The 15,471-nt window shown below is 64.8% G+C and carries 19 protein-coding genes; 3 read left to right on the plus strand and 16 right to left on the minus strand.

Annotation, left to right across the window (positions count from 1 at the left end):
• Positions 1-21 precede the first annotated feature (21 nt).
• A complete protein-coding gene (locus OA2633_RS07965; protein ID WP_009802010.1) occupies positions 22-681 on the minus strand; it encodes a DUF1013 domain-containing protein in 660 nt (219 codons plus the stop codon).
• Between the two features lie 151 nt (positions 682-832).
• A complete protein-coding gene (locus OA2633_RS07970; protein WP_009802011.1) occupies positions 833-1,816 on the minus strand; it encodes an NAD(P)H-quinone oxidoreductase in 984 nt (327 codons plus the stop codon).
• 68 nt (positions 1,817-1,884) lie between these two features.
• On the opposite strand from OA2633_RS07970, the gene OA2633_RS07975 reads away from it, so the two are divergent.
• Together OA2633_RS07975 and OA2633_RS07980 are read left to right on the plus strand one after the other, a co-directional pair.
• Complete coding sequence (locus OA2633_RS07975) at positions 1,885-2,085, plus strand: DUF1192 domain-containing protein (RefSeq protein WP_009802012.1); 201 nt, start codon at positions 1,885-1,887, stop codon at positions 2,083-2,085.
• A gap of 82 nt (positions 2,086-2,167) precedes the next feature.
• Positions 2,168-2,680, plus strand: coding sequence for a DUF1465 family protein (locus tag OA2633_RS07980; RefSeq protein ID WP_009802013.1), 513 nt, complete (start codon positions 2,168-2,170; stop codon positions 2,678-2,680).
• Between the two features lie 153 nt (positions 2,681-2,833).
• On the opposite strand, the gene rpmE is transcribed toward OA2633_RS07980, so the two are convergent.
• The 3 genes from rpmE to OA2633_RS07995 form a co-directional block, all read right to left on the minus strand.
• A complete protein-coding gene (gene rpmE, locus OA2633_RS07985) occupies positions 2,834-3,055 on the minus strand; it encodes a 50S ribosomal protein L31 (RefSeq protein WP_009802014.1) in 222 nt (73 codons plus the stop codon).
• A 193-nt stretch (positions 3,056-3,248) separates the two neighbouring features.
• Positions 3,249-4,265 (minus strand): peptidoglycan -binding protein, encoded by a 1,017-nt coding sequence (locus tag OA2633_RS07990; RefSeq protein WP_009802015.1) that lies wholly within the window; start codon positions 4,263-4,265, stop codon positions 3,249-3,251.
• Positions 4,266-4,268: 3 nt separating this feature from the next.
• Positions 4,269-5,282, minus strand: a complete 1,014-nt coding sequence (locus OA2633_RS07995) for a hypothetical protein (protein ID WP_009802016.1) — start codon at positions 5,280-5,282, stop codon at positions 4,269-4,271.
• A 221-nt stretch (positions 5,283-5,503) separates the two neighbouring features.
• Between OA2633_RS07995 and OA2633_RS08000 the strand changes: the two genes are divergently transcribed.
• Entirely contained in the window at positions 5,504-5,866 is a 363-nt protein-coding gene (locus tag OA2633_RS08000; RefSeq protein WP_009802017.1) for a hypothetical protein, read from the plus strand.
• Here the strand turns inward: OA2633_RS08000 and OA2633_RS08005 are convergent.
• The 11 genes from OA2633_RS08005 to gap form a co-directional block, all read right to left on the minus strand.
• Positions 5,863-6,639, minus strand: coding sequence for an inositol monophosphatase family protein (locus OA2633_RS08005; RefSeq protein WP_009802018.1), 777 nt, complete (start codon positions 6,637-6,639; stop codon positions 5,863-5,865). The two genes, OA2633_RS08000 and OA2633_RS08005, sit on opposite strands and share 4 nt — an antisense overlap.
• A gap of 24 nt (positions 6,640-6,663) precedes the next feature.
• Positions 6,664-7,230, minus strand: a complete 567-nt coding sequence (gene efp, locus OA2633_RS08010) for an elongation factor P (protein WP_009802019.1) — start codon at positions 7,228-7,230, stop codon at positions 6,664-6,666.
• A 130-nt stretch (positions 7,231-7,360) separates the two neighbouring features.
• Positions 7,361-8,533, minus strand: coding sequence for a tetratricopeptide repeat protein (locus OA2633_RS08015; protein WP_083783242.1), 1,173 nt, complete (start codon positions 8,531-8,533; stop codon positions 7,361-7,363).
• Positions 8,503-9,114 (minus strand): thiamine phosphate synthase, encoded by a 612-nt coding sequence (thiE, locus tag OA2633_RS08020; protein WP_009802021.1) that lies wholly within the window; start codon positions 9,112-9,114, stop codon positions 8,503-8,505. The genes OA2633_RS08015 and thiE overlap by 31 nt, the downstream gene beginning before the upstream one ends.
• Positions 9,077-9,607 carry a CHAP domain-containing protein gene (locus OA2633_RS08025; protein ID WP_009802022.1) on the minus strand — a complete coding sequence of 177 codons (531 nt, stop codon included), beginning with the start codon at positions 9,605-9,607 and terminating at the stop codon, positions 9,077-9,079. Before OA2633_RS08025 ends, thiE begins: the two co-directional genes overlap by 38 nt.
• Before the next feature lie 56 nt (positions 9,608-9,663).
• Positions 9,664-10,413, minus strand: a complete 750-nt coding sequence (locus OA2633_RS08030; protein WP_009802023.1) for a class I SAM-dependent methyltransferase — start codon at positions 10,411-10,413, stop codon at positions 9,664-9,666.
• A 54-nt stretch (positions 10,414-10,467) separates the two neighbouring features.
• Positions 10,468-11,457 (minus strand): AAA family ATPase, encoded by a 990-nt coding sequence (locus OA2633_RS08035; protein ID WP_009802024.1) that lies wholly within the window; start codon positions 11,455-11,457, stop codon positions 10,468-10,470.
• The gene (pnuC, locus tag OA2633_RS08040) at positions 11,454-12,044 is read right to left on the minus strand and encodes a nicotinamide riboside transporter PnuC (RefSeq protein ID WP_009802025.1); all 591 of its coding nucleotides are present in this window, start codon (positions 12,042-12,044) and stop codon (positions 11,454-11,456) included. Before pnuC ends, OA2633_RS08035 begins: the two co-directional genes overlap by 4 nt.
• A 9-nt stretch (positions 12,045-12,053) precedes the next feature.
• A complete protein-coding gene (locus tag OA2633_RS08045) occupies positions 12,054-13,073 on the minus strand; it encodes a class I fructose-bisphosphate aldolase (RefSeq protein WP_009802026.1) in 1,020 nt (339 codons plus the stop codon).
• An 83-nt stretch (positions 13,074-13,156) separates the two neighbouring features.
• A complete protein-coding gene (pgk, locus tag OA2633_RS08050) occupies positions 13,157-14,344 on the minus strand; it encodes a phosphoglycerate kinase (protein WP_009802027.1) in 1,188 nt (395 codons plus the stop codon).
• A 28-nt stretch (positions 14,345-14,372) separates the two neighbouring features.
• The gene (gap, locus tag OA2633_RS08055) at positions 14,373-15,383 is read right to left on the minus strand and encodes a type I glyceraldehyde-3-phosphate dehydrogenase (protein ID WP_009802028.1); all 1,011 of its coding nucleotides are present in this window, start codon (positions 15,381-15,383) and stop codon (positions 14,373-14,375) included.
• Between the last annotated feature and the right edge of the window lie 88 nt (positions 15,384-15,471).

Here is a 15,471-nt window from a genome sequence, read left to right on the forward strand (position 1 = left end):
AACTTCAGGGTGATGCAAGGTCTATTCGTTGTCGCCCTTGGGCTTGCCGAACAGCTCGTCGAGCGTCGTCGGCGCATTGGCTGAATCCATGTCCTGATCATCGGCCGGCTTGAGGGTGTCCTCCTCGATGATGACCTGGCCATCCTCTTCCATCTGCTTGCGACGTGCGGACGCCTTGGAGACCTGAGCATCCAGATCGATCTGGGTGCACAGCCCCAGCGTCACCGGGTCGGTCGGCTTGATGTTGGGCGAATTCCAGTGCGTGCGCTCGCGCACCGCCTCGATGGTCGTCTTGGTGGTGCCGATCAGCTTGGAGATCTGAGCATCGGTCAGCTCGGGGTGATTGCGCACCAGCCAGGCGATGGCGTCCGGACGGTTCTGGCGGCGCGACAGCGGGGTGTAGCGCGGGCCTTTCTTGCGTTCCTGAAGCTCGGCGTATTTCGGCTTGGAGGCCGTCATCCGGTAGGCCGGGTCCGCTTCCGCCTTGTCCAGTTCAGCGCGATCGAGCTGGCCGGATGCGACCGGGTCGGAACCGCGCACGCCAGCCGCCACATCGCCATCCGCAATGCCCTTGATCTCAAGATGGTGCAGCCCGGTGAAATCAGCGATCTGTTCAAAGCTCAGCGCGGTGTTGTCCACCAGCCAGACCGCCGTCGCCTTGGGCATGAGAATCTCGGCCATGTCAGTCCTCGTACACGAAACAAAAGAAAACCCGGCGCGGACCGCCGGGTTGTTTCCGTCGACCGCCCCTCATCTCGTACTCACGATGAAGAGGGAGAGTGTGACCCTCCTTATAGCGCGCTTGTCACGCGCTGGAAACACCCCTGTCACGCTAGGGAATCAGCAGGATCTTGCCCGCATGGCCGCCCGCATCCATCCGCGCATGCGCCTTGGCGACGTCATCAAGAGCAAAGGTGGAATCGATCAGAGGACGCACCTTGCCCGCCTCGATCCAGGGCCAGACATGCGTTAGAACCGCTTGGGCGATATCGGCCTTCTCCTCATCAGAGCGTGAGCGAAGGGTCGAGCCCGTCAGGGTCTGGCGCTTGAGCATCAATCCCATCAGATCCAGCTCGACCCGGCTGCCCTTGAGGAAGGCGATCATGACGATGCGCCCGAACCGGTTCAGGCAATTGAGGTTCTTCTGCACATAGTCGCCGCCGACCATGTCGAGGATCACATCGGCGCCGCCTTCCGCCCTGATCGCAGCGGACCAGTCCTCGGCGTGATAGTCGAACGCCCGGTCCGCGCCGAGATCGAGACAGGCCTGCGCCCGGTCCGGACCGCCGGCGGTGGCGATCACATAAGCGCCCTGGGCCTTGGCCATCTGGATGGCGGTGGAGCCGATGCCGCTGACCCCGCCATGAACAAGCAGGCGTTCGCCGGGCTTGAGCGCGCCGGCGTCAAAGACATTGGTCCAGACCGTAAAGACGGTTTCAGGCAGCCCCGCGGCCTCGACCAGGTCGACGCCCTTCGGCGCCGGCAGGACGCTGCCCGCCTTCGCCCGCGCGACATCGGCGTAGCCGCCGCCTGACACCAGCGCCACCACCGGATCGCCCGCCTTGTAGCGAGTGACCCCGTCACCCACAGCGCGCACCGTGCCCGACACCTCAAGGCCCAGTCCTTCAGGCGCGCCGTCCGGCGCCGGATAGAACCCCATCCGTTCGAACACGTCAGGCCGGTTGATCCCGCTCGCCGCCACATCGATCAGCACTTCACCGGCAGCCGGCGGCGCCAGTTCGACCTGTTTGACCACCAGCTTTTCGGGACCGCCGGGTTCCGGCGCCGTGACGATGCGTGATGAAATCGGATTCATGAACGGGACTCCCGAGGGTTAATGCACTAGTATCTGTCGTCCTGTCCGCCAATGAGGAGAGCGACGCCATGTTTCACGATGAACCGCTGACCTCCCGCAATGAAGCGCTGGTCCCCGGCGAGGATCTGAGCGAACTGGGTGTCGAACAGCTCACCGAACGGCTTGAAGTCTTACGTCAGGAAATGGGACGGACCGAAGCGGCGATCAAGCAGAAGAAGGCCGGCCTCTCAGCAGCGGAAGCCTTTTTCAAGACCCCAGGCGGAGACTAGCGGGCGAGACTGGCCCCAGCCTTGCTTAAGAGTTCGTACACACTCTTGAGATGACGCGTAACGAGACAGAACGGATACTGCCATGACCCCGGTCACGCCTCACGCCGCCAGCACCGCCGCTCGGGTTTCCGATTTTGCGGATTCCGAAATGTTCCGCCGTCTGTTCCGTGACGGCATGGATCTGGTGGAGGAAACTGCGGCCTATCTGGATGGCCCCGGCCGGGATGACGCCAAGCGTCTGGGCCGCTCGGGCGCGTTGGCATATGCGTCTGAATCCATGGGGCTGACCACCCAGCTGATGCAATGCGCGTCCTGGCTCCTGACCCAGCGCGCCGTCGCCGAGGGCGATATGAGCCCGCGCGAAGCCGCCGAGGAGCGCTATCGCCTCTCGCCCAACAAGTTCAGCCCGCCGACCTGGCCGGCCGGGGATGATCCCTGTCCGCCGCGCCTCGGGGATCTGGCGCTGCGCGCGCGCGAATTGCATGAACGTCTGATGCGCCTGGACGACTCGCTGTTCGAGGCCGAGCTCAAGCCGGTCGAGAACCCGGTCGCCAACCAGCTCTCCCAGCTCTCGGCCGCCTTCAGCGATAGCTAGAAACGAGTACAGCGAACACAGAAAAGGCAGAACCCCCTCGAACGGAACGTCAAAGAAGGCGAGAAAAACGCCCGCAGCCGAGGGGAGACTGCGGGCGTTCCTCGAAAGACTTCAACGGAGCCAAGCTCTGCCCGATCGAGGGGGGATTGGGCCTTAAACGCCGAAGCCTTTGAACTTGTCTTTGAACTTGGACACGCGACCCGCACGATCCAGCAGGGTCTGGTTGCCGCCAGTCCAGGCCGGGTGCGTGGACGGATCAATGTCCAGTTGCAGCACAGCGCCTTCTTTACCATAGGTAGAACGGGTCTTAAAGCGCGAACCGTTCGGGAGCACCACTTCGATGAAGTGATAGTCGGGGTGGGTGTCCTGTTTCATCGTGCCGCTCCGGCCCTCTTTACGCTCGCGGGCGGCCGTTGAAGCCGCCCGCAAGTGGAAATCTGCATGAATTGAGGCGCGGTGTATACACCCCGAATTACGCTGTTTCAAGCGCCCTGAGTCATATGGCGGAAATACAAGGACTTACTCAAAGATTAAGCCGGGCCGACTTGAGATTATGGCTAACAGAATCCTAACGCGAGGTCAGTTTCAGTTCGATCCGCCGGTTGCGGGCATAGGCCTCCTGGGTCCGCCCCTCGGCAATGGGATAATGCTCGCCAAAGCCCGCTGCCAGCAGGCGACGCGGCGGCACGCCGCGGCTTTCGAAATAGGCGATCACCGACAGCGACCGCGCCGTCGACAGCTCCCAGTTGGACTCAAACGGCGCGTTGGGCCCCAGCGGCACGCGGTCTGTATGCCCGTCCACGCGCAACACCCAGTCAAGATCATCCGGGATTTCATCTGTGAGCTGGATGATGGCGTCTGCGATGGGAGCAAGCGAGCGCCGCCCCTCCTCGCTCAGCTCGGCCGAGCCCGATGCGAAAAGCACGTCGGTTTCAAACACGAACCGGTCGCCCACCACGCGAACACCGGACCGATCGCCCAGGACCTCGATCAAACGGCCGAAGAATTCGGAGCGATAGCGCGCCAGCCGAGCCACTTCGCTCGCCAGGGCCGCATTGAGGCGACGGCCCAGATTGACCACTTCGGCCTCAAGCTCGGCCTCGCGCGCCTCGGAGGCGTTGAGCGCCTCATTGAGACGCGCCAGCTCTTCGCGCAGGGCCGCCATCTGATTGTTCAGAAGCGCAACAGTGGCCTGCGCCTCTTCATTGAGCGCCTCTTCCTCCGCCAGGCTGGAACGGGCGGCCGCGAGCCCCTCCTGCAGACCGGCGATCTGACTGGTCAGGCCGGCATTGGTTTCCGCCAAGGCGCCATTTTCCTGAGTCAGGGTGCTGACCCGCAGGCTGAGACGTTCATTCTCGCTCTGGGCCAGGTTCAGCTCTTCAGCCAGGGTCGCCAGACGTCCGTTGAGCTCGGCGAGCTGTTCGTCGCGGCCGGTCAGCGCCTGGGACAGCGCGAACTGGCCCGCCGTGAACACCGCCAGCAAGAAGACGATGACCAGAAGCAGCGTCGCCAGCGCATCCACGAAGCCCGGCCAGTAATCGCCGGAGTCGGCCTGTCCGCTCTGCAGGTGCCGGGGGAGCGCCATGGCTTACTCGTTCCGATCCGAACCGCGATCCCGGTTCAGGCGCGCCTGCGCCTCAAGCGCGCGCACCAGAACCTTGATCTCATCGCGCAGAAGCCGCGCGCTTTCGCGCTGGCTTTCCGCCGCATCATCCGCAAATCGAGCCATGATGGTTTCCAGCTGGCGCGTATGACGCTCCAGCGTGTGGGTCAGCCGGTCCAGCGCATCCGCGCTCTGCTCCAGAAGCGCGCCCACATAGGCGCCCGAGCCGCCGCCCTCATCCGGGCTGGCGCCTTGCGGGCCGGCGTTGGCGAGGCGGGAAATCGAGGAGAGCCATTCCTCCACCTCGTTGTAGAAGCGGTTCTGCGCCCGGCTGGCCTGCAGCTCGAGAAAGCCGATGATCAAGGAGCCGGCCAGACCGAAGAGCGATGACGCGAACGCCGTGCCCATGCCCGCAATGGGCTCCTCGATCGCGCTCATCAGGGCCATGGCGTCCGTTTCCCCGGCGCCGGTGGAGCTGGCGGACACCGCGCGCACGGCGTCGCCCACATTGCCCACCACCTGCAACAGGCCCCAGAACGTGCCCAGCAGACCGAGAAAGATCAGCAGGCGCCCGAAATACCGGGTGAAGGCCCCGCTTTCCGCCATGCGGGCGGCGACCGAGTCCAGCACCACGCGAGCCGACGCCGCCGACAGGCGGGACCGGCCATCGGCCGCATCGGTGATCAGCGCCGCCATGGGGGCGATCATGGCGGGCGGGCTGGGCAGCTGGTCGGGGTGATCCGCCTCGTTCAGGCGCACCAGCCAGCGCGCGCTCGGCCCGATGGCGAGCGCCTGCTGGAAGGTGTAGAGGATGCCGATGAACAGCACGCCCAGGATCAGGCCATTAATGGCGGGGTTCGCCTCGAACGCCAGGATCAGCGGCTGGTTCAGGAGCGCGGCCAGCAGCACCACGACCGCCAGGAACACGATCATCCAGAGAATGTAATTCCCGGGCCCGGTGAACCGGGCCTTGCGGCGCGAAGCTTTCGGATCAGCCATTCAGCGCAGCTCCCTCATCTGGCGCGTCAGCACTTCTGCAGGCTTGGCCTACCCCGCCATCAAACGCAAGGGTCTTGGCGGGAATGAGGCAAGGATGCGGCTCAAGCCCGACCCACACTCAAATTTCTTTTCCCCGCTGGCGAACGGTTTGCCTTGCCTGAAACCTTAAGCGGCGTTAACCCTATTCAGAGCAATGTTGCATCGCAGCACCAGGATCCGCCATGCCGCTCAGACTGAAGCGTTGGACATACCGGATCAACCAGCACGACATCGTGCTGGAGTGCGGCTTCACATTGTGGGGCTGGGCGCAGGCGCGGCTTGTTGTGGACGGCGCCGAACTGGCGCACCGCAAAGGGTGCCGGTTCTGGCCGCTATCGCTTGAAACGCGGGTCGATGCTGCGCAGCCGGCCATGCCGATCCGCGCCGTGATTACGCCCGGGCTTTTCAGTGTGCATAACGAGTTCTGGGCCCATGGCGTTCCGGCGGCCGCGCCGGACCGAGCCTTCAAGGGCTGGCTGGACGCGCCGCGCGGGAGCTGGCCTGACGCCGGACCCGCACGACGTTCCGCACAAGAACGCGCCTAGCTGGCGGCTTTCGCCAGCATCTCGCGCAACTCCTTGATCACCCTCTCATTGCCGGCGGCGATATGGCCGGTCTCGAGCACATCGGTGCCAGGATCAATGGCGCCGGCGAAGCCGCCCGCCTCACGCACGAGCACCAGGCCGGCGGCGATATCCCAGGATTTCAGATTGCGTTCCCAGAAGCCGTCAAACCGGCCCGCCGCCGTCCAGGCCAGATCGAGCGACGCTGCGCCATAGCGGCGCACGCCGGCCGTCATCGGCATGATCTGGTGCAATTCCTTGAGGAACTGGGCGTGCCCCTTCTTGCCGAAGAACGGCATGCCGGTGGCGATGACGCAGTCATGCAGGTCGCGGCGCTCGGCCACGCGCAGACGGCGGTCATTCATATAGGCGCCCCGGCCCTTCTCGGCGTGGAACAGCTCGTCGGTCGCGGGGTTGTAGACTACGCCCGCCACAATCTCGCCCTCGCGCTCCAGCGCCACCGAGATGGCGAAGTGCGGCTGGGCGTGCATGAAGTTCAGCGTGCCGTCCAGCGGATCAATGATCCAGCGGTGGGAGCGGTCGGTGCCTTCAACAACGCCGCGCTCTTCCATCAGGAAGCCATAGCCCGGACGCGCCTTGGACAGGACCTCAAACAGGATCTCTTCAGACTTCATGTCGGACGCGGTGACGAAGTCCGCCGGGCCCTTCTTGGAGACCTGAAGGTTCTCGATTTCACCAAAGTCACGCGCCAGACGGCGGCCCGCTTTGCGGACCGCGTCGGTCATGACCTGCATCAGTGCGGATACCTGAGCCAAGATCTACTCCGCGCGACGGACGTAGGAACCGTCCTCGGTGGCCACCACGATGCGCTCGCCCACGCCCACGAAAGGCGGAACCGCGGTGCGCACATTGCCGGTCAGGATGGCGGGCTTGAACGAGTTCGCCGCCGTCTGGCCCTTGACCACCGGCTCGGTCTCAATGACTTCGAGCTCCACATGCTTGGGCAGCTCGATGCCGATCGGCTTCTCTTCGTAGATTTCCAGAACGACCATCATGCCGTCGGTCAGATAGGCCGCACGGTCCTCGCCCACGAAATCGATGGGCAGATTGGTCTGCTCATAGGTCTCGGTGTCCATGAAAACCAGCATCTCGCCCTCGGGATAGAGGAACTGGTGGTCTTTCTGCTCGAGGCGCACGCGCTCGACCTTGTCCGCAGAGCGGAAGCGTTCATTGAGCTTGCGACCGTCGAGCAGGTTCTTCAGTTCGACCTGGGCGAACGCGCCGCCCTTGCCCGGTTTCACGTGATCCGCTTTCACCGCCACCCACAGGGTGTCCTGGTGCTTGATCACGTTGCCGGGCTTGATTTCATTGCCGTTGATTTTCATCGGAAGGTCCGTTCCTGGAACGGGCGCGCCGCACAAACCACCAGCGCCGCCCTGTAATTCAGCCGCGCTCGTTTAACAGGGAGACCCCTGACGGGCAAGCTGTGCGTCAGAATCCGCCCCGTCGCACACTCTAGAAGGGGCTCGATTCCACTGCTGCTTCGACCCGCACCCGCTCCAGAACCGCCTCCGGCAGGGCGTTTTCCAGGCTCGCCTCCAGACGATCGCGATCAAAGTCTTCCGGCGTGCGTCCGCCCCGCGGAGCGGCTGCGCGGAGCACCCAGTAATAGGCGCGCTCGAGATCCCGCGGCGCGCCATCCCCCGTCGCCAGTGCGTAGGCCAGAAGGAACTGGCTGTCGGGATCATTCGCCTCGGCGCCCTGTCGCGCCCAGTCCACAGCTTCCGAGGGATTGGGGGCGCGGTCCGCCACGCCCTGATAGAGCAGAAGCGCATGCTGGCCCATGGCGGCGGGGAGGCCATATTCGGCGGCCATCCGGATCATCCGGGCGCCTGCGGCTTCATCCGCCTCGCCGCCTTCACCCTCCATCAGCATCAGTCCGGCGATCAGCGCGGAGCTGGGATCGCCCGCCTCGCCCGCTCGCACATACCAGACTCGCGCCGCCTCGAGATCATGCGGACCATGGTCCCAGTCCGCGAGCGCAAAGGCGTAATCGCCATACGCCTCGAAGCGCCCGCTTTCCGCAGCCAGCTGCAGCCAGTTCAGCGCTTCGCTCGCCGCGCCCGGATCACCTCGCTCCATCAGGTACAGGCCATACTCATGGGCGGCGCGCGCATCGCCTGCTTCCGCCGCCTGCGCCAGAAATTCGCGCGACTGCCAGGCCTGGAGGCCGCCACGGCCCTCGCTGGCGAGGCGCGACAGGATGATCAGGGCGTCCGGCTCACCCAGTTCCGCCGCGCGACGGAACCAGCGCACGGCGTCTTCATCACTCGCTTCCCCGGTCAGGCCATGAAGCCGGATATGGCCCGCCAGCGTCGCGCCGCGCGCTTCACCGCCCGCCGCCGCACGCTGAGCATGAATGAGCGCGCCCTGGAAATCACCGACCAGATAGGCTGCAGAGGCGCTCGCCATGGCCGAATTGGTCTGGGAGCGCCCTTCGACGGCATCGCCGCTGGCGTCACGGGCGAAGTCCTCCGCCAGGCCTTCCGGCAGGGGCGGCAAGTCGGCCTGAGACGGGACGCCGTCCTCAACCTGTTCAGCGGTCGGAACCGTGGGCGCGTCTTCCTGCGCCCAGGCGGCGCCGCCGAGCGCGAGGATCAATCCAAGAGTTGAGACAAGCCGGCGCATGCGGCCTCCGGTCCTTCGGGGTGCGACCAGACCCCGCCGCACACTGCAATATAATCGGCCCCGGCCGCGATCACCTCGGAGGCGTTCTCCAGGGTTATTCCCCCGATCGCGACGCAGGGCAGTTCGAAAAGCTCGGTCCACCAGACCAGGATGTCCAGATCAGCGCGGGTCTTGGGCGATTTCGTGGCGGTGTCGAAAAAAGCGCCGAACGCGACGTAATCAGCGCCCTGCTCGCCCGCCAGCATGGCCAGATGGCGACTGTCATGACAGGTGACGCCGACAATGCCCTTTGGCCCCACCGCCGCGCGCGCCTGCTTGATCGAGCCATCCTCCTGACCGATATGGACGCCGTCACACCCCAGCTTCGCCGCCAGAACGGGATCATCATTCATGATCACGGAAACTCCGCGCTGGTGCGCGATCTCGATCAGCCTGGGCGCAAGCGCCTCGATCTCGTCCTGACCCTGGTCTTTCAAGCGAAGCTGCAGCGCCGAGACGCGACCGGCGTCCAGCGTGCGCGCCAGCACATCCGCGAAATCAGCGTCAATCTTGGGCGGGGTGAGGAGATACAGTTCGGCCATAGCCCTCTCCTAACCCGGCGCAACGCGAAAAGGAACGGCCTGAATCCGCACCCTGCAGAACCGCAGGGGGTTCGGCCCTGACGGGCAGGCCCGCAAGGTCCCAGACCCGTCCCCGCCCCCTGGCCCTGACAACGCCATAGCGCTGGCCTCGCGCCTCGACCGTGCCGCCCTGCCCGTCAGAGATCGCCACATGGCCCGACCCGTAATGATGCGGACGGCGCACGAGGATCGCTCCGGGCGTGTCATAAGCGGCTTCAAGATCAATGGCGTTCGCCGGGTCCTCCGCCCATCTGATCCAGGCGCCGGAATAGGGATGCCCGGCCACAGTCAGCCCCAGCTTCAGCCCGTGGGTCTGATACACGCACCAGCTGACGAAGTCGGCGCAATCCCAGGGCCCGGCATAGTCCGGGTCTTCCAGATCGGCGGCCGCGCCCAGTTGATAGGCTTGCCCCAGATGCGCGGATGCGCGCCGCACCAGTTCCTGACCCGTCATGGTTCACCCCTTTGCTGACAGACTGTCAGTATGGGGTCGCCGCGCGCCGCTGCGGATTAGTTGCGGACAGGCTTGTGGACAAACCCGGCGCGGATCGTGATCGGCCATCGCACCCGGATCTCGCCCTCGCCCCAGGCCTTGCGCGCCTTGTCCAGATACCCGTTGATCATTTCGTCTTCACCGTCCGCCCGCGCAGCGCGCAGGGCAGACCAGCTTTCCAGATAGGCGCGCATTTCCTCGAAGGTCCAGTCATGGATGATCGCCCCGCCCTTGGCCGGGATTGCATCAAACGGGAAGTCGAACCGCGCATAGGCGGTCTCCACATCCTCGCGCTCGGGGCGCCACCAGGGATCCAGCGCCTGGTAGAGCTGGCCTATGGGTTTCATCGCTTCGGTATCGGCTTCGGCGTTGTTATAGGTGATCAGCGCCAGAACCGCGCCCGGCGCTGCAATGCGGCGCACCTCGGCGTAAAAGCGCGGCCTGTCAAACCAGTGCGCCGCCTGCGCGGCGGTGATGAGATTTGCGCTTCCGCTGGCGATCGGCAGCGCCTCGGCCGGGGCCCTGGCGTAACTGACCCGGGGATGAGGCCGGGCGTGGGCAAGCTGGCTTTCGCTGGGATCAAAGGCGCGCACGGATTTGAAATGCTCCGCCAGAAGAACGGATAACTGACCCGTGCCGCAGCCCACATCGACCGCCAGGGTATGGTTGCTGACGAGCCCCTCCAGCGTGAAGGCGAGTTTGCCAGGATAGACCGGGCGTCCGGCGGCGTAGCGCGCGCCGCCCTGCTCAAACGGGTTCGGGCTCATTGTCATTCTCCGGTCTGCGTCAGACGTGTCACGATACCGCGACACCGCAAAAGGTCACGCCTGACGGATCAGATGCGGAAACCGGCGGGAAATTGCGTCCAGCGCGACGACGCGCCTGTGCTCCCAGCTCCCCGACAGGCGGACATAGTCCACACCCTGACGCTCAAGCGCTTCAACCGACAGTGCAAAAAAGCGCTCGCGATCGGCCGGATCGGAATAGACCCGCGTCCCGTCGTCCACGAAGGGCTGATCGATATCGGTGAGAAGATAGAGGTCACCCTCCGGCTCGGGGGACGGATCGAAGACAGAAGCGCCGAGCATCATTTGCGACCAGACCTCGGTCAGCAGCCCGTCCGTGTCCGAAATCACGAACCCGTCCGCCGTCCGGCGAGCGGCCTGGATCGCGGCTGCCTGCCCGGCTGCGATATTGCGCAGATCCTCTGCGCTGCAATCGGTCCCGTACAGCTCACACCAGGTGCGACCGAATTCGGGCGCATACGCCCCGCCCAAAGCTCGCGCCAGGTCCTGGCCGAGCATGGACTTGCCCGTGCTTTCAGGACCATGAAGAACAATGGTCCGTGTGAAATACGGTCGGGCCGGAGGCGCGATCATCGACCAGTGCGCCATCGGGGCCTGACGGATCTGCGTGCCGCTGACCGGGCGGCAGGCGCGCTCCGGATCCGCGGGCCAGAACTCGGCGCCCAGCTCCTGCGCCAGCCTCAGGCCGTAATCCTCGGACGCGAACACGCGATGGATCGGTTCGGGATGAACGCTGCGCACCAGTTCGCGCCAGATATCCCAGAAGTCCGGGCTCTCGGACGGCTCTTGCGGAACGTCGCGATCGAAATGCAGCACACGCGCGTCCGGATAGAGCGCGGACATCCATTCATGGCGCAGCTTGCCTGGGATGGGTTCGCGCTCGAGCGAACAGACCAGTATGGTCAGCTGATCACACAGGCCGGCGGCGAAATCGCACAGATACATGTGCCCGGCATGGGGCGGCATGAACTTGCCCAGAACGAAGCCATGGACCGGGGTCGTCATTGCGCCGGCGCCGCCTCTGGCTCGACGGCGGAATCACGTCGCCACTGCCAGAAGCCCCAGACGCACATCAGCAGGAAGAGCGCATAGAGCCCGCTGGTGAGCATCAGCCCCTTATAGGCATAGACCCCGATGGCGACGACATCCACGCCGATCCAGACCAGCCAGTTTTCCAGATATTTGCGCGCCAGCATGAACTGGGCGACCAGGCTGAAGCTCGTGGTCATCGCGTCCCAATAGGGCAGGTCCGCATCGGTGAAGCGGTCCATGACCAGCCCCAGCGCCAAAGCGCCGACAGCGCCAACCGCCAGCCAGGGCAAAAGCTTCTGAAACCCCAGCCAGATCACCGGCGCCTGGCTGTTCGCCTCGGCCCTGTCGCGATGGCTCAGCCAGAACCACCACCCATAGGCCTGCAGCACGCAGAAGATCAGTTGCAGCCCGAAATCGGAATACAGCCGCACATCAAAGAAGATGATGGCGTAAAGGCCGGTCATGGCGATGCCGACCGGCCAGGCCCACATGCTTTGCCGGATCAGGAAGAAGAGGCAAAGCACGCCGAGCCCGGCGGCGGTCGGTTCAAGCCATGACATGAGCGAGGCTTAGCCTTCGCTTTCCAGGCCTTCATTCCACTCGCCCAGCGCGGCGAGGCCGTTCATGCGGGCGCGGTGGTTGAACGCTTTTTGGCCGGCTTCGACATTGGAGCCGCCCCAGGCTTTCAGAGGCGCCGCCTGCAGCGCGCGACCATAGGAGAAGGTCAGCGGCCACGGCAGGTCAAAGCCTTCATTCATGATGTTCAGGTGCGCGGTGGCGTCTTCATCAGACTGACCGCCCGACAGGAAGGCGATGCCCGGAACCGCCGCCGGGACGGTGTTCAGAAGGCACTGGACCGTCATCTCGGCCACTTCCTCGCGGCTGGCCTGATCGGCACATTTCTTGCCGGCGATGACCATGTTGGGCTTGAGCACCGTGCCTTCCAGGATCACGCCCTGGTCAAACAGCTCGGCATAGAGGCGCTTGAGGGTGAACTCGGTCACTTCATAGCAACGCTCGATGGAGTGATCGCCGTCCATCAGGACTTCGGGCTCCACGATCGGCACGATGTTGGCTTCCTGGCAGAGCGCGGCGTAGCGGGCCAGCGCGTGCACGTTCACATCGACTGCGTACTGGGACGGAATGTCCTCGCCATTGACGTCGATGACTGCGCGCCACTTCGCGAAACGCGCGCCCAGCTCGTAATACTCCGCCAGACGCTCGCGCAGGCCGTCCAGCCCCTCGGTGACGGTCTCGCCTTCCGCGCCCGCCAGCGCTTTCGCGCCCGCATCCACCTTGATGCCCGGCACGGCGCCGGCGTCGGTGATGAGCTTGACCAGCGGCGTGCCGTCGGCGGCCTTCTGGCGGATCGTCTCGTCAAACAGGATGACGCCGGAGACGTGATCCGTCATTGCAGGCGTGGTGCGGAACAGCATCTCGCGCCAGTTGCGTCGGTTCTCCTCGGTGTTCTCAAGGCCGATGCCGTCAAAGCGCTTGCCGATGGTGCGCGTGGATTCGTCGGCGGCCAGAATGCCCTTGCCCGGCGCCGTCATGCGGATCGCGATTTCGTTAAGCTGATCGATGTCCATGACCGTCGTCCCCCTTGAAAGAAAGTGTGGCGAGCCTCGCCGGATTGAGTGTGTTTCGCCCCGAGCGGGCGAAGGGTCAAGCTTTAGTCCTTGAGCGCTTCCACGCCCGGCAGGGCCTTGCCCTCAAGCCATTCCAGGAACGCCCCGCCTGCGGTCGAGACAAAGGTGAAATCGTCCGACACGCCCGCCTGATTGAGCGCTGCGACCGTATCGCCGCCGCCCGCAACAGCCGTCAGTCCGTGTTCCTTGCAACGGCTTGCAGCATAGCGCGCCGCTTCCACGGTGGCGGTGTCAAAGGGCGGCGTCTCAAACGCGCCCAGCGGGCCGTTCCAGACCAGCGTGCGCGACGCGGCGATGGCGTCGGCCAGCTGGTCCACAGTCTCGGGTCCGCAATCAAGGATCATCTCGGTCGCCTGGATGTCATCCACCTCGGCGACACGGCGATCCGCGTGCGCCTTGAACTCTTTCGCCACAACCGCATCCGTCGGCAGCAGGATCTGGCATTGCGCCTCGCCCGCCGCGTCCTCGATGGCCTTGGCGGTGTCGATCAGGTCGCGCTCGTACAGGCTGCCGCCCACATCATGGCCGCGCGCCGCCAGGAAGGTGTTCGCCATGGCGCCGCCCACGAACAGGCGGTCCACCTTTTTGACGAGGTTTTTCAGAAGCTCGATCTTGGTGGAGACCTTCGCCCCGCCCACGACCGCCAGAACCGGACGGTTGGGGTTCTCGAGCGCAGCGGTCACATGATCGATCTCACGCTGAAGCGCCAGACCGGCATAGGCCGGCAGCAGACGCGCCACGCCTTCGGTGGAGGCATGCGCCCGGTGCGCCGCAGAGAAGGCGTCATTGACATAGACGTCCGCCAGTTCGGCCAGTTGTGCGGCGAACGCGGGATCGTTCTTTTCCTCGCCTTCGTGAAAGCGGGTGTTTTCCAGCAAGAGCACATCGCCCGCCTTCATCAGCGAGATCGCGCCCTTGGGGTCGCTGCCTACGCAATCAGAAACGAACTTCACTGGATGACCGATCAGCTCCGCCAGCGGGGTCGCGACCGGGGCCAGGCTCATCTCGGGATTGCGCTGGCCCTTGGGACGGCCGAAATGCGCCATCAGGATCACTTTCGCCCCCGCCTCGCGCAAATGCTCGATGGTGGGCAGGGCCGCACGCAGCCGGGTGTCGTCGCTGACGCTCCCGTTTTGCATGGGTACATTGAAATCCACGCGCACAAGCACGCGTTTCCCAGCGATGTCGGCGTCTTCGATACGACGGATCATTGTCGGCGTCCCTTGAAGGTCAGTCGGCTTAGAGGAAGCGGCCCATCGCCTTGGCGGTGTCGAGCATGCGGCAGGCGAAGCCCCATTCGTTGTCATACCAGGTCATGACGCGGACCAGGCGCTCGTCGATCACGGCGATCTTGTCGAGCGCGACCACGGACGAGCGGCTGTCATGGTTATAGTCGATGGAGACCAGCGGCGCGGTGTCATAGCCCAGCACGCCCTTCAGCGGGCCATCGGCGGCCGCCTTGATGGCGTTCGCAATCTCTTCAACGCTGGTGGCCTTGCCCGGCGTGAACACAAGATCGATCACCGACACGTTCGGGGTCGGCACGCGCACCGCTGAGCCATCGAGCTTGCCCGCCAGTTCCGGCAGCACCAGGCCGACCGCCTTGGCCGCGCCGGTGGAGGTCGGGATCATGGACAGGGCCGCCGCGCGGGCGCGGTGCAGGTCCTTGTGGTTCCGGTCCAGCGTCGGCTGGTCGCCGGTATAGGCGTGGATGGTGGTCATGTGACCGCGTTCGATGCCGACCGCATCATTGAGCACCTTGGCCACCGGCGCGAGGCCGTTGGTGGTGCAGGACGCGTTGGAGACCACAATGTCTTCCGCGGTCAGCTGGTCATGGTTGACGCCATAGACGATCGTCTTGTCGGCGTTCTTGGCCGGGGCCGAGCACAGCACGCGTTTCGCGCCCGCCTCGATATGGGCCATCGCCTTGGCCTTGTCGTTGAAGGCGCCGGTGCATTCAAGAACAATGTCGATGCCCATCGCCGCCCAGGGCAGCTTGGACGGGTCGCGCTCATTGACCTTGGTGATCTTGCCGAAGCCCAGATCCATCCAGTCCTCGCCCGTGGTCAGCTCGCCGCGATAGCGGCCATGCACGCTGTCGAACGCGAACAGGTGAGCGATGGCTTCGGCGGTGCCGGAATTGTTGATCGCCACAACCTCGAACTCGTCCGTCCGCTCGTGCTCCATGAGGGCACGCAGAGCCAGACGGCCGATCCGGCCAAACCCGTTGATCGCCACACGCAGCGCCATGATCTGCTCCTTTGATCTTGCTGGACCGGGCGTGGTTGCACGCTGTCGGCCTTGAGACATGTCGCGCGCGGTTTAGACGCTTCCCGCG

This window comes from Oceanicaulis sp. HTCC2633, from assembly GCF_000152745.1.
Classification (GTDB): domain Bacteria; phylum Pseudomonadota; class Alphaproteobacteria; order Caulobacterales; family Maricaulaceae; genus Oceanicaulis.